This window comes from Candidatus Nitrotoga sp. 1052 (assembly GCF_927312905.1).
Lineage (GTDB): Bacteria > Pseudomonadota > Gammaproteobacteria > Burkholderiales > Gallionellaceae > Nitrotoga.
Window position 1 is genome coordinate 14531 of the sequence record NZ_CAKMHQ010000060.1, and the last position, 21410, is coordinate 35940.

Sequence of the window (21410 nt, forward strand, 5' to 3'; positions counted from 1 at the left end):
AGCAGTTGGGATGAAGTATGGGTTTTTAGAGGTGCTTTCATGTCGCGAGCACCCTGGGTTGTACCACCAGCGACAACAAGCCGGTGCCGGTAGGCACGCACACCGCCTGCCCCGTTTGTATCAGCACTGGCACACCGCCAGCCAGTACCCGTACTGCGCCCACCACCCACTGCGCGGTGACGCAGGGCGGGTTGGGCGTACCGGTGAGGGCGCAGCCGGTAATCGCATAGGGCGTGGCCAGTGTGGTCACCGGCTGGCCGCTCAGCAGCACGCGCGGAAATGGCGTGAGCGGTGTCGCCGGCCCTGCGTGCATGCAGGTTACCGTAGCGCCAAGATGAAGGACGGGTGCGGGCATAGTGTCGTTCTCCTTATATCACCGTGAGTGCCCCGAGATTGATGTCCACCGTCGGCCCGGTGAGATTGATCACCGCGCCCTTGCCGTTGGAGATCATGATGCCGACATCGGTCACCGAGATCATGGCACCGGTCGCGGTCTGCAGCTGGATGCCACCGGTGGGGCCGGGTACGTCGCTGATAACCAGGCCATTCTTGAGCGGAGTCTGTAGCGTGATACCAGGCACTGCAGGCGGCACCATACGCGACAGCACCGGCAGCTCTGCGGCGCTGCCCCAGAAGCAGCCGACCCATATCGGGTAATCTGGATTACCCTGTTCGAACTCTACCCACACGCCGCTGCCGATCATAGGCAACGCAAACATGCCCATATTGATCCCGGCCAGCGGCACACAGGGCATCGCCCAGGTCGCGGGGATGAGACCCGCCACATCAGGCACCTGCACCTGCAGCCGTCCCAGCTGCATCGGGTCTATGTTGTTGAGCACCATGCCGCGGTACTTGCCAAAGAAATTGCCGCTGTCGCTCATACGGGAACCCTCGGTGTGATTGAAACCAGACCGTTACGCGTCAGGTTGAAACTTTGTTTGAACTCGCCACGCTTGAGCGTGCTGGTGACACTTTTTACGAAATAGAGGCCATCGTAGGCGATGCCTGCGCCGCGCACGCCGACCAGCTGCCTGGCTTTCAGTGGTCGACCGTAGCGCAGCACATTGATGCTGCCATTGGCGCTGACTGAATCCTGCGACTTCTTCGCTTCATTGAGCCCTCTTAAAATCGCCTGCATCGGGTTCATTTTTGCCGTGTCCTTCAGTATTTTGAGATTGCTGATCGTTGTGGAAAGCAATCCCAGCGGTGGTTGCAGCGGGTTAATGTTGGGGATCGGGATCGGAATAGGGACGCGTGTAAGTTGGTTCTGGATGAACACGACCGGCAGCACGCCCTTTGTCGGATCGAACGAAAAATTCATATTTTCAACGTTGGTTAACGCGTCCATGTCCACGTTGAGTGCCGGTTGCGGTACGCCCACTTTGATCTCGGGCCCGAAATAGGCGATGTTGGTGCCCGCCACTGGTCCGGGCTCGATGTAAAAAATGTAGCCGGCCTCCTCAGCGAGCTGCTGGATATAGTTAAGGTCTGTGCCCCTATGGGCAGGAATCTTGTCCACCGGGATGGGTACATCGGGAAACAGTACTGGAATAATCAGCGGAATCAGGCCAAAGGCCGCATACTTGGCGCAAATCAGCGCCACGCGCGCCTCGATTGGCATTGCAGGATAAGGCAGGCCACTGAAATCGAGCATGTCCATGACCTTGGTAAGATCCTCCCCGGTAACCGTCACCGTGCCCGGAGAGCCGTTGCTTCCCGCCTGCACCTCTACATTTGTCATCACCCCGTCAAAAAGCGGCTGTGGCGTACCGTTGAGAGTGATGATCAGCATGACGCGCAATGGCGGCGTAGCGGGACCGCTGTTCATCGCGCCAGCGATGATGAAAAACGTGTTCAGCTCCGACTTGCTGCTGAATTGGAAGCTCATCTGGAAGCCGCTCGCCGCGCCTGCTGCAGTAGTGACCTGCACGCTGTCGAGCGCATTCATCACCATCTGCGGCACCGGCACCGGCACGATGGGGCCGATCATCAGCGTGAGATGTATCCCCTTAGCTAGCATCGATCACTCCCTGAACGCCTTCTGGCAAGGTGATGCTCAGGCGCTTGCCCGCAGTCTCCGTCAATTCATCCGGACGTATGGCGCCGTTGGCATCGCAGATGCGCCAGTACTGCGACGGATCGCCGATATAGCGCGCGGCAAGATTGTCCAGCCGGTCGCCCGCAGTGACCATGTGCTCCTGCAACAGCGAGAAATTCTCAGGCGGCGGCACGAATCGGCGCTTCAGGTACGCGACGACCGTGCCGTCCGGCTGAGCGGCCTGCACCGCCGCGATGCCATGGTAGCGGCTCTCGGGCGGAAACAGGGGGGTGACGAGCGAATTCGCCTGCATAAAAGCCTGGATCGGGTCTATCATCAAATACCTCCTATTCCCAGCGTGGAGAAAGCGCCCGCCTGGGCTTTAGCCGCAAGCCTTTCCTTGTTTTGCAAATAACTCATGAACAAACTGCCGCCCTTGTGATCGAAGCCGAGATCGTCCACGTTCAGCACCCTAAAACCGATACTTACTTTGGCGACGATCGGATTCAAGGACGGATCGAAGGCCTCCTCGGTAACGCTGAAATCCGTAATCCGCACCGGCACGATGCGATTTTTTCCCCATACAAAAAGAGCCAATGGCGCCTCCATCGGCGCGATCTCCAGCGTACCGGACTGTGACATTGCATTGCGGTCGAGCAGCTGACCGCTGGTCGGGTTGACGAGCGATTCCAACACCGACACTTGCGGCTGGATGCCGTTTTCCACCACGGAGCGATGTTGATCGGGAAACTCCAGTTGATCCGCCGCATCGATGTCCGCCTCCAGCTTGAACGTCTCCACCGCCGGACCCTTGAAGCGCATGGCCTCCGAGCGGTTACCGCCCTCGCCGCCGGCACCCTGTACTTGCAGGGTGCGCGTCATTTTTTCCGGGTTGTACTGCAGCGAAATGATGCGCAGCACCCGGCCCGATTCGGCATCAATCAGCACGATGCCGCCTTTGAGAACTTTTGGGGAATTCGAATAGCCGCTCATTTAGGTTTTCCTCGTTTTCTCATTGCTTGATTTTCTAGTACGGGCATTACAGGTTCATTATGATTAAAACTTTGGTTGTTTTTAATTAACAATGGAAACCCAGTGATTCAGATTTGGCTTAAATTTAAACTTATTTGTCCATTAATCCCGTTGCTGGCAATTCGCGCTTGTCGAGCACTTTGGCACCTTTATGCCAACTATGAACTTCCTTGATCCACTCGGGAAGAGTGCGGTAAGTGTCTGTACCGGGCAAATGTCCCCAAAACTTACCGTTACCGGTGTATATAAGATTCTCCCCCAACACGCCGATGCCGCCACCGGGTGGGTAATTCGTGTTCTCGATGTAACCGGCTTCGCCGGGCACCCAGTCATTCATGTCGCTGCTGGGCTTGTCAATAATGTCCGCACCCTTGCTGCCTCCTTTCATCGTCAGGTCCGTAGCCGCCGCACAGCCGATTGCGTAAAGTTTTGCATTAACATTAAGATCGTCCCAAGCCTCTTGGCGATTCACATCGGGTTTCATCTTCCAGGTTCCTTTGCTGACATCCCACTCATAGTATTTAGGATTCATCGACCATCCGGCCAAAGCGGCGAAGCTGTATTCCTTTTGCCCTGCAAAAAAGACAATGCCAATCCGCGCTTTGATGTGGTTGTTCAGATTGGATGCTGCAACTGGGTCACTGCCGCCTTCGACGTTAAAGATGCGCGGTGAAGCCAGCATGTCGATGAGTATCTCCTGTTCGAAATTCACAGCTCCTCCTTTGGGACGTTCGTAGACTCTGTTACTTTCAGTGTAATGTTGAACCCCCTTTCCAGATAAAAATTTATTAAGCGAGGCTTGGGGATCACTCCTGATCTTGCGCTTGATCTGAGTGGGTGTCTGTTCCATCTGCACCACATGCGTCAACTCATGAGCAATCAGTCTGCGCCCCTCGTGCGACCCTGGCGCGAATCCGCCTGCCCCAAACACAATGTTGTGTCCCACCGTATAAGCATGGGCATGTAGGTCCCGCGCTGATTGCTCGGCAGCCAAGCCGGTGTGCACGCGCACCTGCGAAAAATCATGTCCGAAGCGCTGCCCCATGTCTTGCTGTAGCAACGTATCAAGCGGCCTGCCGGCACCGGCAAGCACGCGATCGACACTGGCGGGCGCCCTATCAGCCTCACCGGAGGATTGCCCCGTTAAGCGTTGAATGCGCGGCGGTATCCCACTGACGGTGGAATGTGCCGGCGCTGCCAGTACTTGATCAGCAATCCGGTCCGCCTCCTGTTCCAGCGGATCGTTGCTTGCGCCTATGCTGAGTCTCTTTTGCAAACGTTTTTTATTGCATTCTTCACATTCACCACTTAATGACGATGACGCCGGCCCACCACAGGCGCATTTGCGCTGCAACAGCAATCCCGCTTGAGGCGATTTACCCACGAGCAATGATTTGGCGACAGCGTTCTGTAGTGGTGCAGCGGTACTCATTACTTCATCTCCTGGTTGTCGAGGTCTTTACTTTATTACTTTTATTCCGCGCAGCTAACATAAGTTCTCCCTCGTTGCAATTATAATTGTTCACTCAATCGAGGTTGATCCCATTGATTGTTGACCCTCTGTAAGTGATTGCTAGTCATTGGTTAAGGGCATTTCACTTTTTCACAGGGATTGGTATTCCAGTTGGCATTGCCAGTTTTCGGCCAATAACAAGCTTCCGTTTAAACCAGCTTTATTCTTCGCACACCCCGCACACTCCCCGCCTGCAATCATATGATTGCAGCAAGTACACTTGCGCTGAAGCAGGCCTTGAGCAGGCGGCAAAAAACTTGCCGTTTTAGCTTGTTGGGCGACAATTACTTTATTCATGACCGATGCCTCCATACACCGCTTGCGCAATTTGCAGATCACAGGCACCGCCGATCAACTCAACCAACTCATCAACTGCAAGAATTCCACTGCGCTTCATACATACCTCGCCATCACGGAGCAGCACCAAAGCGGACTTTGTCCACCGTACTCTAAGCCGGGACACCAAGCGCCGAGCTCTTCCGCATCATCAAAGGGGCGTAGTCCAAGATTGAGTTTTCCACCGAAGCATTTGGCCACATCAAGAGCAGTTTGGATGGCTAAGTTGTCTGGTATGCTCCAAACGGCGAAGGCCATCACCAGCCGATTGCCCGTGTTGAGCTCGGGTTCCCGCATAGAAGGAGCAGCGGCCAATGCATGAGAATAGGGTGACTCGTCCGTTAAAGTAATTCTGGGACAATCTTCTTGATCACAAGTGACTTTGTATGACATGGTTATGGCCCCGGAACGACGATCCACGTTTCTATTTTTCTTCCTGATTCTTGGTCGATATATACTTTTTTTATGGTGCCTCCCACCGCTTTGGCGACCTTGTCGTGGTCGGCTTCTTGTTTTATCGGATTGCGGAGCACGATGGTGCCTCCAGGGGCAATAATGCGGGCAATCTCTTCGGCGAGACCCGGTATACCAATGGGACCACTTTCGGAAGTGACCAAATCCGCAGCATGGTCGGCGATCGGCAGCGTGGCGTCCTTGGCGGAAAACTTGCGGTAAATCAGATTAGGCACGCGCGAGTTGCTGATGCCGGTGCTGCTGGTGCGTTCGGCCATGCCGATGTTGATCGCCCCTTTGAAGTAACCCTCGCCGAAGATGTCTACGTGATACTTGGCCGTGGTAGGAACGTTTTCGATGTGGGTCTTAAACTTTTTACTCTGATCTTTACCTTCTCCTACCGCCCAACCTGTGTAGGTTTCTTTCGCTGCATCAGGATACTTGTGCAGCGCGAGCAATTCATCAATTGCTATCCACAGTTGTTCGGCAGATGCATAGATGCGCCGGTAGTCATCCAGATTGCGCCGTGTCAACTTGGCACCCTGCGGAGCCAGTGTTTTGCCTATGCTCTTAAGCCAATCCTTTACTTCGCTACGCCATGCCGAGACCAGCGTAAGATTCGGACGTGTCGGATCGACTTTAGCTCGCCGGTACAACGCCCACGACCTGCTGATGCTCGAAGTAGGATCCAGCCCTAGTTCGCCCGACTCCAGCGATGGCGTTATTTCCTGGATAATCACACTGCGCCAAAAGTCCGGCGGAACGGCCCTAGACGGTTCGCCATGTTTGAATATGCCGATCACAGGGCAATCGGCTCGTAGCTTGCGCGCTATGTCGGCAATCCGGTTGGCCCGGTAGCATGACAGGTCCCTGCTGAAACCCGCATCGCCTTCTTGGCTGGCAAAACCGTGGATCATGAGTTCGCTTCCCACCTTGAGTTTGCTGATCTTGGCTTCCTCGCCCGAGAGAAGATCATCGCAACCCACCTTGAACTGAAACTGCCAACCGACTATGCCCCGTTCACTTGGCGTGCAATCAGGCTTTGGAGTTCCTAGCCCGGCGGAATAACATTTGCGCTGGATACTCGTAAACCCATGAGCGATGGAAGGAACACTGCGCCCCTGCATGACCGCATCGGCGGCAGCGTCGGCTTCACGTTCTCCGGCCTCGCCCGGTGTACTCACCGCGAGTTTCATCTGTGCAGCAACCTGTTGACCGCGTTGTTGCACGACATGCGTCAATTCATGGGCAAGCAATCGGCGTCCATCATTGGTGCTCGGAGCAAACTTGCCCGAATCAAAAACTATATCGCGTCCGGCAGTGTAGGCTGGAGCATTCAATTCACGAGCCGATTGCGCGGCCGCAGAGCCAGAATGAACCCGCACCCCAGAAAAGTCGTGACCAAAACGTTGTTCCATATCCTGCCGCAGCACTGGCTCGAGCGGCCTGCCGGAACTGGCAAGGACATGCTCTACGCTAGCGGGTGCAGTATCTGTACCCTCGGTCGCTTGCCCCGAGTCACGCTGAATACGGGGAGGTATACCACTAACTGGAGAATGTAACGCTGCTGCCAATACCTGATCGGCAACCTGGTCCGCTTCCTGTTCCAGCGGATCATTGCTTGCACCTATGCTAAGTTTGGTTTGCAAACGTTCGCTCTTGCATGCCTCGCATTTACCCGTTAATGACGATGCTGCCGACCCGCCACAAGCGCATTTGCGCTGCAACAGTAATCCCGCGTGAGGCGGTTTGCTCACAATCGGTGATTTAGCAGCAATGTTCTGCAGTGGTACAGCTGAACTCATTAACTTCAACCCTCTTGGCGATGGTTATAATTCATCTGATCTTTATAGATGCAAATATTATTTCTGTAAAAATGGTAGCGGCTTCCAATCCTTAAAATTGGCATCAAATTGGAAGATAGGTATCGGCGCTACTATTGAAGTTGTTTTTAACTCTCTGTCCGTTATTTCCCACCATTTGGGATTGCTGGCTTTTAATTGCGCATCAATGGCGAGCGGAGCGGTCAGATTGGCGGCTTTGCCTGCCCATTTATCGCTCACTCCAAAGCGTTTAAAGAAGTCCAAATTGTATTTCCATACACCAAGGGCTGAACTTGGATCCCAAAGCTGAAAAACATTACGCTCGAAAAAAGGTTGCTTGAGACTTAGAAAATCGGGTTCGGGAAGTTGGACGGAAAGCGTTGAATCGTCGGTTTTATTTTTCTCGGGATTCGCAACAGGTTTATCTTCCTGCTTTTGTATAGTGTGTTTACTCCCCGAGGATAATGTAAGTTTTTCACCGCCTTGGCCAACATGAATCCCTGCCGCGACTGTTTGCTGCACCACATGCGTCAACTCATGGGCAATCAGTTTGCGTCCCTCGTGCGACTCTGGCGCGAATCCACCCGCACCAAACACAATGTTGTGACCCACTGTATAGGCATGGGTGTTAATATCTTGCGCCGATTGCTCCGCGACGGAGCCGGTATGCACCCGCACCTGCGAAAAATCATGACCAAAGCGCTGCCCCATGTCTTGTTGTATTGTCGGATCAAGCGGCCTACCGGAACCAGATAGCACGCGGTCTACGCTGGCGGGTGCAGTTCCTTCATCGCCTGTTGATTGCCCGGTGAATCGCTGTATGCTCGGTGCCGCTCCGCTTACTGCGGAATGAGCGGGTGCTGCCAATACTTGATCCGCGACCCGATCTGCTTCCTGCTCCAGCGGGTCGTTGCTTGCGCCTATGGTGAGCTTGGCTTGCAAGCGTGTCTTACCCTCGTATTCGCTGGTCAGCGACGACTTTGGCAAGCCAAAAGCGTATTTACGCTGCGACAACAGTCCCGCGTTAGGCGAATTGCTCAAAGGCTGTGACTTGTCGGTAGTGCTCTCCTGCGCCGCGAAAGTGCTCATATCTTCATCCCCTTGCCTATACCCTGCGCCACTTGCGAGCCGACGCGCTGCGGTTTTGAATTCTGGCCGATGTGTATGCTGTCGACCCTCAGCCGCGACACATCACCATTTGCTGTCAACTGTTGGGCGGCCTGTGGATCGGCAAACAGACGGGTCAATTCCTGCTGCAGGCCCTCGGCGATGCCATGCCGGTCTTCATGCCTGAAACCTTTCAATACCAAGCTGTCGATGTGAAGGACGACGCGTTTCATACCCACCCCCGAGTTTCCGCGTCGGTCAAAGGGCGCTCACGCTTTGAACCCTCGCCGTGGGCGGCGTGCAGCAGATGCACCATACCGACAGCCTCGCCTGCATCGGCAGCCAGGAATGCGGCATTTAGAGCAATGTTGCGGATGTTTCCGCCTGCCACCTGGAGCTGCGCCAGCTTGCGGTAGTCCAGGCCATGGGTCGGTGTGGCAGAGGGAAATACACTGCGCCAGATGGCCTCGCGCTGTTCGGTATCGGGGAAAGTGAATTGCACAACGAAACGCAAACGCCGCTGAAATGCTGTATCCAGCGACGTCTTCAAGTTGGTGGTCAAAATGGCAAGGCCGGTGTAAGCCTCCATGCGTTGCAGCAAATAACTCACTTCGATGTTGGCATGGCGGTCATGGCTGTCTTTCACTTCGCTGCGCTTGCCGAACAGGGCATCGGCCTCGTCGAATAGCAGGATTGCGCCGCTGTCCTCGGCGGCATCGAAAACCTTGCGCAGGTTCTTTTCCGTCTCGCCGATGTATTTGCTGACCACTGAGGATAGGTCTATGCGGTAAAGATCGAGGTGCAGCTCGTTGGCCAATACTTCGGCGGCCATGGTTTTGCCGGTACCGCTTTCACCAGCGAACAGGGTGCTGAGGCCCATGCCGCGAGCACTCTTGCGGGCAAAGCCCCATTCGTCGCAAACCTTGAGCCGGTTGCGCACATGGCTGGCGACCTGGCTCAGGATCACTTTCTGATGTTCCGGCAGGATCAGATCTTCCCAGCGGGAGGCCGGCTCAACACGCTGCGCCAAGTCATCCAGCTGTCGTCGCCCCAAAGTGCGGCATGCTCGCCACAGCAGTTCGTCCGGTTTATCGCTTGCGCTGATAGCGCCACTGATCTCGGCACCGGTGCTCAGGATCGTTTGTGCGCTCAATCTGTACTGCGACGCGACCCCATCCAGCGAACCATTAAGCTTCTGCGCCGCTGAACCCAATGCCTGTTGCCACAAGCGTCTTTGATCCGTGGCGCCCGGTTTGTTTACGGTAAAGCGCAGGGTGCTGCGTTGCAGCTCCAGCGGATCATGGCTGGAAACAAACAGCAATCCACTTAAGTTTTCGGCGAGCCGGGTGACTGCGGCTGCATTTGCCTGATCGCGGCATTCAATCAGCAAGGCACTGGACAGCAGCGCGGATTCCCGCTGCCACAGCACGGCGAAGGCGTTACGTTCATGAATACCCGCTGGTATGTCTTCCGCGTGCAGGATATGAAGTTGCATCCCGAGGAGTTCGGCTGCGACACTGGCGGCGATATCTGCCTGACCGTCGCGGTCATCCCCCAGCAGTTGGATAACCGGGACAGGTGCATTGCGCTCAAACAACATCTCCAATATAGCTTGTGCAGTTTCGCGTTGAACATCCGCCATCGTCGCTGCCACGCCGCTGTTTTGCAGCAGGGGTTCCAGGCGGGTGTCGAGGTAATTCATCCCAGCCAGGAAGTGCAGCACCCGTTCGTCTATGCGTAAGCGCGCATTTGCCAGGCTGGTTTCTTCGGTAACCTCAATCAGGCGCCACCGGCGCAAGGGGCGTATCGGACTGAGCGCACTCCAATGCGGTTCTTCCAGCGTGGCCAGCGCCAAACTGAATGTCGCATAGGATCGCTGGGGATTGCTTTGCGCAGTGGCGCACAGCGAGGCAAATTTTGCGTCCAACTCCACGCCTGCACAAAGCAGGAGAACGTCTCGCTCGAAAGTGCTGAGACCGAAGCAATCCACCAGGCGATCTATGGCTGACTGTGCCGATAATACCGCGCGAATTTCGGCTGCTGTAGCCATTGCCGGTTCCTGGTCTTCACCAGCCAGGCGCGCCTTGATGCGAGCAAGTTCAGCCACCATCAGGCGTTGATTTGCATCAGTCCAGTCGTGGCGTGGGTCGGGGGCGTTCATGGTACGGTTAACACTTGTGTGCTGTCGAATTGCGGCGGCGTAGTAAGCCGGTTCACCAGCAAGCTATCAGCGCCATCGACGCGCAAGCGCAACAGGTGGCTCCCCGCTGGCAATTGCACATACTTAAATTGAAGGGTGGCTGTCGGGACAGTAAATTTCTCTGGTGCCGCCTCATATCCGCCTGCATTGAGGCTTATTCGTTGACCGGGCCGGGCTTGCGGAGCAAAAACAAGATTGATGGTTACACCGGAAGAGTCGCGTGTGGCACTGGAACTCACTACGTCGATGCGCGGTGCCAGGAACAGTGTAAGCGAATTGCTACTGCGTATTTCAGTCTCGCCGGGCCGTTGTAAAAGTGCAGTTACCTCCCATATACCCGCAGGCCAATCGATGTTGTCCTGAGCGGTATTAGGCAAGGTCACTGAAAAACTCTCTTCGTTTGCATTAGTACCGAAAGAGATATCAATCGGTGCCGTCAGGCTGGGATGCGCGAAACGCACGACAAGATTTGTTCCGCTGAGGTTGTAGCCTTGCAGTTTGATGGCGTCGCCGAGCCGCGCGGCTACCTGCTTGTTGGGCAGCTCTATGCCAGCGAGAATCGGGTAAGGAGGGGTAAGCCCAGCCACAGCAGTGATGCCACTTTCGTACCACGTATCTACATTTAGCGGATCGGGCTTTACCACAGGCCCCCGTGTAAGCACTGGCAGGGATGATCGTACTGATTGGGTCGATTCTATTAACACCACGCTGGCCATGTAGGCTGCGGTTGGACGCAAATGGCTTTGCGTGGCGGTCCAGAGCTTGGACATTTCTTCGGTGTTGAGATATTCCGGCGTGATTTTGATCAGCTCGATCTGGTTTTCAAGTCCAGAATCCGCCAAGGCTTTCAGCGCCGGCGGAAGCGCCGTACCACCTATCGGAGGCGATGGATCGAGTGCCTTACGAATAGCTTTGCGACTGAGTATAGGCATTTCGTGCAGAAGTTGCATGGCATAACCGAGCAAAATTTCGCCGTGCAGGTCTTCGCTGCCGTGAGCAGAAAGCAGGTAATGCAGGTTGAGAGCGAGCGGTGCGTTGAATAGTCGCTGGTTACCGGAGGTATCGAGCGTAGGAAGCCTTTCGTTGCGCCAACCACTGTTGGGCGTAACGTGGTACATGAACAGATTTAGTTGGGAGGACTCAGTGCCACCATTTGACGGTATCACCCGGTCAGGTGGGCCAGCGGTTACCGAGACCGTAGCACCGAGAATGCCTGTTGCGTCGTTGTTGATCAGCCCGTCATTGAGCAGATCGCGCAACACTGCGGTCACCCCGGCAATGGCGAGAGCGCTGCTCATGCTCCCCTCCCTCGGCGAGCAAGATATTCATCGAGCGACAACGGCTTGGCTGGCGTCGGAGCTTGGCGTTTTGGCGGTGGCGATTCATGCACGGCAGTGACTTCGATGCGGCCTATGCTCACATGCACCTCGGTGATTTCATCGACCTGACCCTGCCGACCGGAACCGCCGTGTTCGCCACGTTGCGCTGCCGCACTCGCATTCAAAGCCGAGGGACGTGCAGCATTCTTCAACGGCAAAAGTGGCGAAGGATAATTGCTGTCCGGGAGAGTTGCGGAATCATTCCCCGGGATACGCATTCCAATTCCATCTACCAAAACTGGAGGTTCGCCCGCAACCGTTTTTTCTATACTTGATTGCCGCAACATCGCTTTCGCCGATGAGGATTGGCCACTGGGGCGGCCCGGCTTTGCATAAAACCCAGTGTCCGGTTGGACAACGACTACTTCCGGTAACAACGGTGCAACTTCATTGTCGCGAGGTTGTGCGCCGATTTCCCTATACGTATTGACATGATGCTGTTCTTGCCTGGGCACAGGATTCCATGCCGCACCACTATTGCCCATATGCTGTCGCTCATTACCAGCAGTATCCAATGCAGCAACTTGCCTGTCCGGTTCTGCCCTGTTTACCGGTGAAAAAGGGGGGGCGTATGGCGTGCGTGCTGCGGAACGCAGAGTATTTGTGCTTCCCATGGCCTGCGCGGCAAGCCGATGCAAAAACCCATTCATACGCCCACCATGTCGAGATAAGCTGCACGCCGTTGGGGCGAGAGAGCGAATATTTCCGGTTCAGTCCAACCATATGCCTGGGCAAGGCTATGCACTTCGGCAAGCAAGGCTCGGGCACGCACATCGATTTCATCCCACAACAACGTGCCGATATTGAAGTTTGCCAACCAACTGTGGCCACAATCCTCACAGCTAAGGGATAGGTTTATCTCAGCCGCAGGATCAAGTTCCTCCATGGCCGCTTCGGCCTCGGCAAGCATATTTGCAAAAAAACCCGCATCAATTTTCTCAGGTCGGTCAAGGCAACATCTTTCCAGTAGCTTCACTGCCGCCGCATTGATATCCTGCTCCCCGCTAACCGCCGCGAGGTCGCGGCTGCATGGTACGCGGAAGCGAAGACTGGAGACTTCAAACTCGGCTGGTGTAACTTTGAAATCGCTGCTCGTCTCGTCCTCGTTGGTAGCAGCAAGTAGCTGCCCGGTATAGAGGGCGACTTCCATGCGTGTGCCGCAATGCTCGCAATCAATGCAGGCAATAATGCGCGGTCCGAAGCAAGTTTCGCGCAGGCGTAATAGCACCCTGTTAATTGCTCCCAACGGCAGGTCTGGAAAACTGGAAGACGGTAAATCCGGCCGCGCCCAAGCGTAAAGCAACAATGCTCGGTCAATCGGATGCCGCGCGAGGCCGCGCTCCCACAGAGCGAGTATCTCCGCTTCGCCAGGAACTTGCATGTGCATCAGGCTGGTTCCGTAAAGCTGGGTTCGCTGGGCTCGGTTACATCGTAGTCGCGTTCCCAGCCCTCGTTTTCCAGCTTGATGTGCTGGATGGCCACCGCATTCGCATTGGCATCGAGATCAGGCAAGGCCTGGTATTCGGACACCCAGCAACGATATACCTTGTAGGCAAGCGCAAGCTGGCCTGCCTCGTTATAGACCTCGATGATGAGATCCTTGCGGAAATCTTTCAGCGAGACCTCGGCGCCCAAACCGGAGCCGTAGTTCCAAACCTTGTTGGCCCACTTTTCAAATTCGGTGTCATGGGTGACGCCGCGATCCAGCGTAATTGCCTCGAATTTGGTACGGCCGGGCGACTTGCGCGAAGTTGATGGATCGCCACCCTCCCGGTGTTCAACCAGTTCGGTGCTGCGCTTGATTGCGCCCACCTTGGAGATGCCCGCGACATAACGGCCATCCCATTTGACGCGGAATTTGAAATTTTTGTACGGATCAAAACGCTGTGCATTGACGGTGAATGTTGCCATGGATGTCTCCTAATTATCGGGGTCAGGATTGAATTTGGCCGGCGATCTGCTGCAGCTTGATCACCACGAATTCGGCAGGCTTGAGCGGCGCGAAGCCCACCACGATGTTGACGATGCCCAGATCAATGTCGTTCTGGGTGGTGGTTTCCCTGTCGCATTTGACAAAGTACGCCTCGCGCGGGCTGCGGCCCTGAAAGGCGCCTTGGCGAAACAGGTTCTGCATGAAGGCACCGAGATTGAGGCGTATCTGTGCCCAAAGCGGTTCATCGTTCGGTTCGAACACCACCCATTGCGAACCTCGGAACAGGCTTTCCTCGAGGAACAGCGCCGTGCGGCGCACCGGAAGGTATTTCCATTCCGAGGCAAGTTGGTCCGCGCCGCGCAAGGTGCGAGCACCCCATACAAGTCGGCCGGTGACCGGGAAGGAGCGCAGACAGTTGACTGCCAGTGGATTGAGTTGGCCATTTTCACCATCGGTAAGTTTTACCGTGAGTTCGACCACGCCATTAAGTGTGGCATCGTTACCGGCAGGGGCTTTCCACACGCCACGCTGGCCGTCGGTGCGCGCCATGATTCCGGCCACCGCACCGCAGGGGGCAAAGTCAGCCAAGCGGTTTTCCTGCAAAGGATCGGGCTGGCGAAGATAGGGAAAATACAGCGCCGCATTTGCGCTGCGGGCCAGGCCCCAACTGACGCTGTCCAGGCCGCTGGCGCCGGTAAGATCGGAGGGCTCGTCCCAGGCCATGAGAGGGTCGACGATGTACATGGCGCGCCGCGCAAGGCAATAGGCAGCGGCGGCGCTGCGGGTTTGAGAATTCACATCGCCGCCTGGTTCACGCGTCAGCGGCGGAACGCACAGCAAATTGAACAGGTCTGCCTTCTGCAGTGCCCATATCCCCTGTTTGGCAGCTTCCAGCGAGGCCAGTGATATCTGGTTGTCAGTGATGGCTGCCCCTTCATTGCCAGTCGCCGTGAACGCGGTCGAGGAGGCATTGTCCAGCAGCGGATCGGCGCCGGCGGGCGGATTGCCATGAGCGGTGGGACGCAGCGCAGGCACGGTGCCGGGTGGTGTGACGATCCGCACCAAATTGGACTCCTGTTCGAGCACCCGCGTGACAAAGCGCGCGTTATTGGGATCGGTGGAGAGGTTAAGAAAGCGCTCGGTCGTACCAGTAGCGGTGTCGCGCACCGAAAGATTGAACAAGCTGTTAGCAGGATCGGTGGGGAGATGAGGGCGGGTGTTGTAATCGATGCGAACCCGCAGCTTCTCGCCCCACTTGCCGGGATTCGCAGCAACCAGGTTGAAGCCTACCGCCAAGGTGAGGGTGGCGGCTGCCGCGCCATTGTGAACGCGCACGATAAGGGCGTCGGTGCCGCCATTCTGGAAGAACTGTTGTAGAGCGTAGCTCAGGGTGCTGTCGCGCCACAGCCCGCCGAAACGCCGCTCAAATTCGCCAAAGCTTTGCACGCGCACCGGATCATTCACCGGGCCGCGCAGGGTGCGCCCGATGAAGGCGGTGATGGAGGTAGCCACACCGGTGACAGTGCGCACGCCACTGGGCACTTCTTCAATATAGACGCCAGGGTAGGATAAGGTAACCGGCATGTTGCTCCTCCTTTAAAGTGATGGTTATGTTTATGGTACGGATTTACGGCGTAGCGTCGCGTCCAAGCAGTATCTCGATGGTCGCGTCGGCGGCTGTGTTATTGGTGAAGGAAAGATTCGCCGCGCCGCCAAGCAAGCTTACTGCGCCTGCGCCGATCAACACGTGCGGGCTATCAAGCGCGACTACCTTGGCACCAACCTTATAGCTAAGATCAGCGTCCGGTACGGCCGGATTAATGACGAGCAGCGAGACAGTCCCGCTTGGCACCAGATTGACCTGCTGGGTCGCACCAGCTGTGATCGTCACCTTGATCTTGTCGTATGCTTCCACCTCCATAGTGTCTGAACCGGAGACGGACGGGCCGTTGAGTGCCTGCACTACAAAGTTCCAATTGATTTTTTCTGCCATGTGAACCTCCCTGAAGGTTTGGAATTGCTCATAAATTGGCTAACTTTCAGGTCTTGGGCTGATCACCCATCCTGTTACCAATCAAGAATCGTTGCTCGTTCTTCAGCACTCAACTGCCTGTACAGATTTTTGTTTTTACAAGCAAACACATTAATATTTTCAAGGTGTTGCGGTTGATTTTTGAGCGCACCCAGTAGATAAGTAATTCGTCATTTGCGCCGCATCCAACGTCAATTTAATAAAATCGTACATCTGCTTCATCGCTAACTCTGTGCGGTAGCCAACATTAGAATGTGGGTCCGCGCCTGCCGCCATCCGCGGCAGAACAAAGCGAATTTTTCATATCGCTACCGGAGGCCGCATGAGCTATTGGGCGCACTCGACCGCAAGAGGGTGAAATCAGGTAAAACGTATTAAGAATGGCAAGTTGAGCGGAACAGGTTGCTGCAAGGGCAACTTTTAGCGGTGGATTTTGGGTATGACGCGGAACAGGACCCGATGGCGCCGCTACGATCAGAGAGATATTTCCATAACAAGCAGATTCACAGCAGCCTCACCGGGCTTGTAAAACAAACGGTTCAGATTGTGGCTCGCTTCGCGATCACAATCTAACCTTATCGTTAGGTGCGATGTTCATTTACCCCGCGCCGCCTGAAGGTTTGCGTGCCAGAAAAAACGCAATGACGATTCCTTCAACCAAGGAACCCAGCATCAATATAGTGAGTTCGAGGACATTCAGAAGGAGCGGCTCACCAAGCAACGTGTTGTATATGAACCATTCCTGAAACAACCAATACATTAACCAAATCGTTAACCCCCAGAACAGTCCCTTTTTCAACCATGTTTTCCCGGGTATCGAGGGCATGAGAACGCTGAAAAGCCAAGCGTGGATGATGCTCAATATGACAAGGCCAGCGACCGAGACGGGTATGTTTCGTTTCGGGGTAATCTCTATAAAGAGCTGACTTTGCCATTCTGGGTTGTAAAGTATCGACTGGATCGGAGGGCTGGAAAATAAGGCGCCCAGCACCCCGTTACCTATAAAGCCACCCACGAGACCTGCGACCAGAATTTTCGCGACGCCGTTCTTTGTCATTTTTTCTTTCCTTTCGTGGTTTGTATTTGACTCACGAACTCTACAGAGGTACGGAAGATGTCTATATCCTTTCGGTAGTCCGCCGACCTCGCACGATTTATTTGAATCCACTCACGCATTTTCGGTTTGCCAAGGGGCTGGAATGGGACAACATGTTTCTCAGATAGAAGCTTGTTCGCGACCTCCTCAGGAACCTTGACTCCTACCCCTTGGCCGTAGATACAGGCGAATAGCTTTCCGTTTACATAGTAAGCGGCATAACCGAACATCTTTCCCTCTGCCACGCTTGGCATATTGAGCAACAAAGAATCGAGGATCGCCTTGTGACCGGATTCGACATTCGGTTTCAGCATGCACAGAACTCCTTATCGCACCTAATCGGGATAGGAAGAAGCCTCACGACTCCTCCCTCCCACACCACCGTGCGTACGGATCACGTACACGGCGGTTCGATGAATAAAATTCCTACTTTGCTGCAAGAGCAGGTAGCCCAATACTGCTGAAGTACCGCACCGGCAAAGCCAGCGCGAGCGCAGGGGTCTTCGATAGCCGCCAAGGCCCATGCGCAGACTTGCTGGTGTTCCATGCTTCACGCACGCTCACACCGCGTTTGCGCAGTTCCCGGTAGCCGGCTCGTCCCCATTGCTTCCAGATGTAACAGCGTAATTTGCGTCGTACCCATTTGTCTATCTCGCGCAGAGGGCTCATCACCTCGGCAATACCGAAGTACGCTTTCCATCCAAGCAGGGTTTCTCTCAGCTCTGCCACGATGTCGCTCAAACGGCGGCCTCATGTACGACGGGTCAGTTCGCGCACCCGCGCCTTGAGCTTGTCAATAGCTTTGTCCGCCACCTTGAGCAGGGCGCCATTGCGACTGACCGTAAATCCCAGAAACTTGCGTTTGGCTGGGCGGTCTACCGCGCTTTTCAGCGGATTCACTGTGAGCCGCAGTGATTTGCTGACAAAGCGACTTACGCTTGCCATGACCCGCTCTCCTGCGCGCAGGCTTTTGACCATGATGTTGCAGTCGTCAGCATAGCGCGCAAAGCGGTGGCCGCGCCGTTCCAGTTCCCAATCCAGTTCATCCAGCACGACGTTGGCTAACACCGGGGAGAGCGGTCCGCCTTGCGGTACGCCCATCGTTGTCGCTTCGGTATGTTCCCCCACGCAGACACCGGCCTTGAGGTAGCGGTTGATGAGTCGTAACAGATCGTGGTCGTGACAGCGGCTTTTGAGCCTGACCATCAACCGGTCATGATTGACTCGGTCAAAGAACGCTTGCAAGTCCATGTCCACCACCCATTTCCAGCCTTGCCGGATATGCGCTTGCACGTGACGCACGGCCTGGTGGGCCGAGCGTTGTGGGCGGAATCCGTAGCTGTGCGGGTGAAACTGGGGCTCCCATTGTGCGCTAATAATCTGCGCGATGGTTTGCTGGATGAATCGGTCTAACACCGTGGGAATCCCCAAGGGTCGGGTTTTCCCATCTGCCTTTGGAATTTCTACGCGCCGCACTGGCTGGGGCACATAGGTGCCTGTCTTCAGTTGTGCGCGCAGCTTCGGCCAGTGGTGTCGGAGGTATTCTGGCAGGTCATCGACTGTCATGCCGTCGATGCCCAGCGCGCCTTTGTTCTGGCGTACTTGCTTGAGTGCGCGTCGCAGGTTTTCGCGTTCTAACACGCGCTCCAGCAACGCTTTGGGTTGAATCGACTCGGCATGCCCAGGCTCTCCAGAAACGGCTTCATCCTGCGCTGTACGCGCAGCCAACATAGGTTGGTTGTCAGATGCAATGCCTTCTCTCTTCACTTGTCCGCCTTGTCATTCATCGTTCAGGCCTTCGGCGGTGCCACCCGCCTACTATGCCTTCTGCTGACTTCTCCATGGTATTCAGCGCCAATCTCTCAGCGCCCAGCTTCAATCTTCCGAAGCACCGGGGAGATCTCCCGGGGTAAGGCACGTCACTTTCGCTGCGCGAGCGCCGGATTTACAAAGTACATCCCAACCGCAGATGGAGGGCTTCGCGGTCACGTGCCCGCTCGCCCCGGATGTACCACGCCTCATATCCGGTTTTTGTTCATCGCCCCGCAGCTTTGGGTTCAGCTTCCTCCAGACCCTGCCTCGCGGCAACGCCCTTGCCGTTTCCCTAGCCTTCGGCTCTGCGAAAACCTGGCTGGCGGACTTCCACCGCCATAGTTACGTGCCATGCCCGGCACACACGTGGAAGTAAGGGGCTGCGCGCTTCTGCGCAGTCCCGCTTGACGGTAGAGTTAGGTCTCATTTATTCGGAGCGCCTACAAGTAGCCGAAATACAGTGACAAGCACAACGAATGCGATCACCGCACTCAGCATTACAAGTGCAGACAAACCATATTTTGCAAGCGAGCTGCGATCACTCCTAAAAATCCTGCCACTTACGTTGGCGGCAACTCCGCCGCAAAACCCCCCGATTGCGCCGCCAGTAACTATCATCGCAATTGGCAAGGCAATCCACGTGTGCTCGTACCACTTCAGTGGGCTGGCAATTTCAATTACATCTTCGCCAATCTTGATTTTTGGAATTGGGTCTAGGTAGTTGTACTTAAGTTGGATCGAGGTCTCTGCACCAGAGTCTGCCGTAACTTTGTAGCGACCTTTCTGCTTCTTCACAACCGTACCATCGAGCAGTAATTTCGGCCCACGAAATGTCCCAGCGGTTTCAACCGTCAGTCGTTGCGACTTGAATTCTGGATGTTGGACTTCAAGTTGCATACTCCCTCCTGTCTAATGAGACCTAAAGTAAATTAGACACCTTAAAAAATGCCGACAAAGGCACCTGTAAGGTGCATAAACAGGCGCTTATTTTATAATTCATTGTTTTAATTGAAGGCAAAACCTGCATCACACCCGAATTTAGTTGATAAATACGCCATTTCATTTTCCCCGTTCAAGTAAAACAGGGGATTATGGATACATAGAGCTGATTATAGGCGCAATCCACTATCGTTATCATAACGGCACGGGATCAGTTCTAGCATCCCAACAAACTCTGTACCACTTCACAGATAGCTAGACCACTCAAACTGAAATTTTCGGGTCTTTCGTGGAACAACACAAGCAATCGAAAAATTCAGAGCAGCTACGGGAGGTTTCAAACTATTGGGAGAAAATCACCCAAGAGCATCGCAATAAAAGTTAGTGATTTGAGCTGACTAATTTTTAACCTTTTGCATTTTGCGCCGATACATATATCAAACGCACTGCAAATGGATCATGCAACATATTCCATTACCACTGGTCCGTCTGCAGATCGAATTGGTTCTGTTTAAATTTGATACAGAAAAAGTGTCTCACTTAATAAACACGGAGGTTTTTATGAATATGCCCACCCAAATCCCGCTTGCAGAATTCAAAACGATTTACAGTGTCGCGGATGTCGAACGCGCCATGGGGGATTCCTGCTCTAAGGGTAACGAAACGCTACAAGCCATGTACAAAGGCATGAAAAAGAGCGGGGGGGTGCGTTTTATTGTCAAACCTTCTTCCACAAGCGGGCTGGACGATTTGTATGAATCATCCCCTAATTTCAGCGAGGTGATAGATGCCCTCAAAAGACACATGGCGCTGGCCATCGACGGCAACGAGCCGATGCAGTTTACGCCTATGCTACTGCTGGGCGAACCCGGTTTGGGCAAAACCCACTTCGCAAAAAGTATGGCTAAAGTACTGGGAACGTCTTTTGAATTCCTCTCCATGAGTTCGCTGACTGCAGGTTGGATTCTTTCCGGTGCTTCTTCCCAGTGGAACAATGCCAAGCCTGGCAAAGTGGCCCAAGCCCTGATTAACGGCGATTTTGCCAATCCTCTGATTACACTAGACGAACTGGACAAAGCTGGTGGCGATAGCCGATACGACCCAATGGGTTCGCTCTACGGGCTGTTGGAGCACGATACGGCGTTGCACTTCAAGGACGAATTCGTCGAGGTGAATATTGATGCCAGCAACATTCTCTGGGTCGCCACGGCCAACAACGAAAGCAGCATTCCCGACCCAATCCTGAATCGTATGGATGTGTACGTAATCGAGCGTCCGGATCACGATGGATCCATCAAAATTGCTCTGTCTATCTATCGGGACATTCTCGAACAGCATAAATGGGTCTTTGATGTCGAGCCAAGCAACGACGTACTGGATTGCCTGGCAGAAGATGCGCCGAGGGATATGCGGAAGGTGCTGGTTGACGCCTTTGGCAACGCCAAGCTGGATAAACGAGACCACCTGCTACCGGAAGATTTGAATAACCGTAAGATATCTTCTGGCAAAAAGAAAAAAATCGGGTTTTGCTGAGGCGCCAGTGAGGGTAGATTTGTTAATCAGCATCGAACCATTACCACTTTTAGTATCCATTTATATTATATGGAAGCTATAGGGCACCTCTAAAAATCCAATTTTCGTCACAATACGGCGTTACTCTAAAAAATTAGAGCTTACATATCAACTATATGCAGCGCTCAAATTTTTTATTCGT

The 21410-nt window shown here is 54.6% G+C and carries 24 protein-coding genes; 1 reads left to right on the forward strand and 23 read right to left on the reverse strand.

Annotation, left to right across the window (positions count from 1 at the left end; all coding sequences use genetic code 11):
* Positions 1–37: 37 nt before the first annotated feature.
* The 23 genes from MJ768_RS11875 to MJ768_RS11985 all read right to left on the reverse strand — a co-directional run bounded on the left by MJ768_RS11875 (position 38) and on the right by MJ768_RS11985 (position 19654).
* Positions 38–355, reverse strand: coding sequence for a hypothetical protein (locus tag MJ768_RS11875; RefSeq protein WP_239292060.1), 318 nt, complete (start codon positions 353–355; stop codon positions 38–40).
* Positions 356–368: 13 nt separating this feature from the next.
* Complete coding sequence (locus MJ768_RS11880) at positions 369–884, reverse strand: phage baseplate assembly protein V (RefSeq protein WP_239292062.1); 516 nt, start codon at positions 882–884, stop codon at positions 369–371.
* Positions 881–2023, reverse strand: a complete 1143-nt coding sequence (locus MJ768_RS11885; protein ID WP_239292064.1) for a hypothetical protein — start codon at positions 2021–2023, stop codon at positions 881–883. Before MJ768_RS11885 ends, MJ768_RS11880 begins: the two co-directional genes overlap by 4 nt.
* On the reverse strand, positions 2013–2378 hold the full coding sequence (locus MJ768_RS11890) for a LysM domain-containing protein (RefSeq protein ID WP_239292066.1): 366 nt from the start codon (positions 2376–2378) through the stop codon (positions 2013–2015). The genes MJ768_RS11885 and MJ768_RS11890 overlap by 11 nt, the downstream gene beginning before the upstream one ends.
* Positions 2378–3034: a CIS tube protein gene (locus MJ768_RS11895; RefSeq protein WP_239292067.1), complete on the reverse strand. Its 657-nt coding sequence runs from the start codon at positions 3032–3034 to the stop codon at positions 2378–2380. The genes MJ768_RS11890 and MJ768_RS11895 overlap by 1 nt, the downstream gene beginning before the upstream one ends.
* Positions 3035–3164: 130 nt before the next feature.
* Positions 3165–4505: an eCIS core domain-containing protein gene (locus MJ768_RS11900; RefSeq protein WP_239292068.1), complete on the reverse strand. Its 1341-nt coding sequence runs from the start codon at positions 4503–4505 to the stop codon at positions 3165–3167.
* Between the two features lie 171 nt (positions 4506–4676).
* On the reverse strand, positions 4677–4883 hold the full coding sequence (locus tag MJ768_RS11905; protein WP_239292069.1) for a hypothetical protein: 207 nt from the start codon (positions 4881–4883) through the stop codon (positions 4677–4679).
* A gap of 96 nt (positions 4884–4979) precedes the next feature.
* Positions 4980–5315, reverse strand: a complete 336-nt coding sequence (locus MJ768_RS11910) for a hypothetical protein (protein ID WP_239292070.1) — start codon at positions 5313–5315, stop codon at positions 4980–4982.
* A gap of 2 nt (positions 5316–5317) precedes the next feature.
* Complete coding sequence (locus MJ768_RS11915) at positions 5318–7180, reverse strand: eCIS core domain-containing protein (protein ID WP_239292071.1); 1863 nt, start codon at positions 7178–7180, stop codon at positions 5318–5320.
* A gap of 57 nt (positions 7181–7237) precedes the next feature.
* Positions 7238–8287, reverse strand: a complete 1050-nt coding sequence (locus MJ768_RS11920; RefSeq protein ID WP_239292072.1) for an eCIS core domain-containing protein — start codon at positions 8285–8287, stop codon at positions 7238–7240.
* The gene (locus tag MJ768_RS11925) at positions 8284–8538 is read right to left on the reverse strand and encodes a hypothetical protein (RefSeq protein ID WP_239292073.1); all 255 of its coding nucleotides are present in this window, start codon (positions 8536–8538) and stop codon (positions 8284–8286) included. Before MJ768_RS11925 ends, MJ768_RS11920 begins: the two co-directional genes overlap by 4 nt.
* Positions 8535–10466, reverse strand: coding sequence for an ATP-binding protein (locus tag MJ768_RS11930; protein WP_239292075.1), 1932 nt, complete (start codon positions 10464–10466; stop codon positions 8535–8537). The genes MJ768_RS11925 and MJ768_RS11930 overlap by 4 nt, the downstream gene beginning before the upstream one ends.
* The gene (locus MJ768_RS11935; RefSeq protein WP_239292077.1) at positions 10463–11803 is read right to left on the reverse strand and encodes a DUF4255 domain-containing protein; all 1341 of its coding nucleotides are present in this window, start codon (positions 11801–11803) and stop codon (positions 10463–10465) included. Before MJ768_RS11935 ends, MJ768_RS11930 begins: the two co-directional genes overlap by 4 nt.
* Positions 11800–12534, reverse strand: a complete 735-nt coding sequence (locus tag MJ768_RS11940; RefSeq protein ID WP_239292079.1) for a hypothetical protein — start codon at positions 12532–12534, stop codon at positions 11800–11802. The genes MJ768_RS11935 and MJ768_RS11940 overlap by 4 nt, the downstream gene beginning before the upstream one ends.
* Positions 12531–13271: a hypothetical protein gene (locus MJ768_RS11945; protein ID WP_239292080.1), complete on the reverse strand. Its 741-nt coding sequence runs from the start codon at positions 13269–13271 to the stop codon at positions 12531–12533. Before MJ768_RS11945 ends, MJ768_RS11940 begins: the two co-directional genes overlap by 4 nt.
* Positions 13271–13795 (reverse strand): phage tail protein, encoded by a 525-nt coding sequence (locus MJ768_RS11950; RefSeq protein ID WP_239190117.1) that lies wholly within the window; start codon positions 13793–13795, stop codon positions 13271–13273. Before MJ768_RS11950 ends, MJ768_RS11945 begins: the two co-directional genes overlap by 1 nt.
* A gap of 22 nt (positions 13796–13817) precedes the next feature.
* Positions 13818–15401, reverse strand: coding sequence for a phage tail sheath family protein (locus MJ768_RS11955; RefSeq protein ID WP_239292081.1), 1584 nt, complete (start codon positions 15399–15401; stop codon positions 13818–13820).
* Between the two features lie 43 nt (positions 15402–15444).
* Positions 15445–15810 (reverse strand): hypothetical protein, encoded by a 366-nt coding sequence (locus MJ768_RS11960; RefSeq protein WP_239292082.1) that lies wholly within the window; start codon positions 15808–15810, stop codon positions 15445–15447.
* 637 nt (positions 15811–16447) lie between these two features.
* Positions 16448–16906, reverse strand: a complete 459-nt coding sequence (locus MJ768_RS11965) for a hypothetical protein (protein ID WP_239292083.1) — start codon at positions 16904–16906, stop codon at positions 16448–16450.
* Positions 16903–17259 carry a TfoX/Sxy family protein gene (locus tag MJ768_RS11970; RefSeq protein ID WP_239292084.1) on the reverse strand — a complete coding sequence of 119 codons (357 nt, stop codon included), beginning with the start codon at positions 17257–17259 and terminating at the stop codon, positions 16903–16905. The genes MJ768_RS11965 and MJ768_RS11970 overlap by 4 nt, the downstream gene beginning before the upstream one ends.
* Before the next feature lie 112 nt (positions 17260–17371).
* Entirely contained in the window at positions 17372–17686 is a 315-nt protein-coding gene (locus tag MJ768_RS11975; protein ID WP_239292085.1) for a group II intron maturase-specific domain-containing protein, read from the reverse strand.
* A 9-nt stretch (positions 17687–17695) separates the two neighbouring features.
* Complete coding sequence (gene ltrA / locus MJ768_RS11980; RefSeq protein ID WP_239292086.1) at positions 17696–18712, reverse strand: group II intron reverse transcriptase/maturase; 1017 nt, start codon at positions 18710–18712, stop codon at positions 17696–17698.
* 468 nt (positions 18713–19180) lie between these two features.
* Positions 19181–19654 carry a hypothetical protein gene (locus tag MJ768_RS11985; RefSeq protein ID WP_239292087.1) on the reverse strand — a complete coding sequence of 158 codons (474 nt, stop codon included), beginning with the start codon at positions 19652–19654 and terminating at the stop codon, positions 19181–19183.
* Positions 19655–20257: 603 nt separating this feature from the next.
* On the opposite strand from MJ768_RS11985, the gene MJ768_RS11990 reads away from it, so the two are divergent.
* Positions 20258–21229: an AAA family ATPase gene (locus tag MJ768_RS11990; RefSeq protein WP_239292088.1), complete on the forward strand. Its 972-nt coding sequence runs from the start codon at positions 20258–20260 to the stop codon at positions 21227–21229.
* The last annotated feature ends 181 nt before the right edge of the window (positions 21230–21410 follow it).

What these genes read in the sequence shown, in the direction of transcription:
- MJ768_RS11875 (WP_239292060.1), bottom strand. Translation starts at nt 355, where the DNA reads ATGCCCGCACCCGTCCTTCATCTTGGCGCTACGGTAACCTGCATGCAC.
- MJ768_RS11880 (WP_239292062.1), bottom strand. Translation starts at nt 884, where the DNA reads ATGAGCGACAGCGGCAATTTCTTTGGCAAGTACCGCGGCATGGTGCTC.
- MJ768_RS11885 (WP_239292064.1), bottom strand. Translation starts at nt 2,023, where the DNA reads ATGCTAGCTAAGGGGATACATCTCACGCTGATGATCGGCCCCATCGTG.
- MJ768_RS11890 (WP_239292066.1), bottom strand. Translation starts at nt 2,378, where the DNA reads ATGATAGACCCGATCCAGGCTTTTATGCAGGCGAATTCGCTCGTCACC.
- MJ768_RS11895 (WP_239292067.1), bottom strand. Translation starts at nt 3,034, where the DNA reads ATGAGCGGCTATTCGAATTCCCCAAAAGTTCTCAAAGGCGGCATCGTG.
- MJ768_RS11900 (WP_239292068.1), bottom strand. Translation starts at nt 4,505, where the DNA reads ATGAGTACCGCTGCACCACTACAGAACGCTGTCGCCAAATCATTGCTC.
- MJ768_RS11905 (WP_239292069.1), bottom strand. Translation starts at nt 4,883, where the DNA reads ATGAATAAAGTAATTGTCGCCCAACAAGCTAAAACGGCAAGTTTTTTG.
- MJ768_RS11910 (WP_239292070.1), bottom strand. Translation starts at nt 5,315, where the DNA reads ATGTCATACAAAGTCACTTGTGATCAAGAAGATTGTCCCAGAATTACT.
- MJ768_RS11915 (WP_239292071.1), bottom strand. Translation starts at nt 7,180, where the DNA reads ATGAGTTCAGCTGTACCACTGCAGAACATTGCTGCTAAATCACCGATT.
- MJ768_RS11920 (WP_239292072.1), bottom strand. Translation starts at nt 8,287, where the DNA reads ATGAGCACTTTCGCGGCGCAGGAGAGCACTACCGACAAGTCACAGCCT.
- MJ768_RS11925 (WP_239292073.1), bottom strand. Translation starts at nt 8,538, where the DNA reads ATGAAACGCGTCGTCCTTCACATCGACAGCTTGGTATTGAAAGGTTTC.
- MJ768_RS11930 (WP_239292075.1), bottom strand. Translation starts at nt 10,466, where the DNA reads ATGAACGCCCCCGACCCACGCCACGACTGGACTGATGCAAATCAACGC.
- MJ768_RS11935 (WP_239292077.1), bottom strand. Translation starts at nt 11,803, where the DNA reads ATGAGCAGCGCTCTCGCCATTGCCGGGGTGACCGCAGTGTTGCGCGAT.
- MJ768_RS11940 (WP_239292079.1), bottom strand. Translation starts at nt 12,534, where the DNA reads ATGAATGGGTTTTTGCATCGGCTTGCCGCGCAGGCCATGGGAAGCACA.
- MJ768_RS11945 (WP_239292080.1), bottom strand. Translation starts at nt 13,271, where the DNA reads ATGCACATGCAAGTTCCTGGCGAAGCGGAGATACTCGCTCTGTGGGAG.
- MJ768_RS11950 (WP_239190117.1), bottom strand. Translation starts at nt 13,795, where the DNA reads ATGGCAACATTCACCGTCAATGCACAGCGTTTTGATCCGTACAAAAAT.
- MJ768_RS11955 (WP_239292081.1), bottom strand. Translation starts at nt 15,401, where the DNA reads ATGCCGGTTACCTTATCCTACCCTGGCGTCTATATTGAAGAAGTGCCC.
- MJ768_RS11960 (WP_239292082.1), bottom strand. Translation starts at nt 15,810, where the DNA reads ATGGCAGAAAAAATCAATTGGAACTTTGTAGTGCAGGCACTCAACGGC.
- MJ768_RS11965 (WP_239292083.1), bottom strand. Translation starts at nt 16,906, where the DNA reads ATGACAAAGAACGGCGTCGCGAAAATTCTGGTCGCAGGTCTCGTGGGT.
- MJ768_RS11970 (WP_239292084.1), bottom strand. Translation starts at nt 17,259, where the DNA reads ATGCTGAAACCGAATGTCGAATCCGGTCACAAGGCGATCCTCGATTCT.
- MJ768_RS11985 (WP_239292087.1), bottom strand. Translation starts at nt 19,654, where the DNA reads ATGCAACTTGAAGTCCAACATCCAGAATTCAAGTCGCAACGACTGACG.
- MJ768_RS11990 (WP_239292088.1), top strand. Translation starts at nt 20,258, where the DNA reads ATGAATATGCCCACCCAAATCCCGCTTGCAGAATTCAAAACGATTTAC.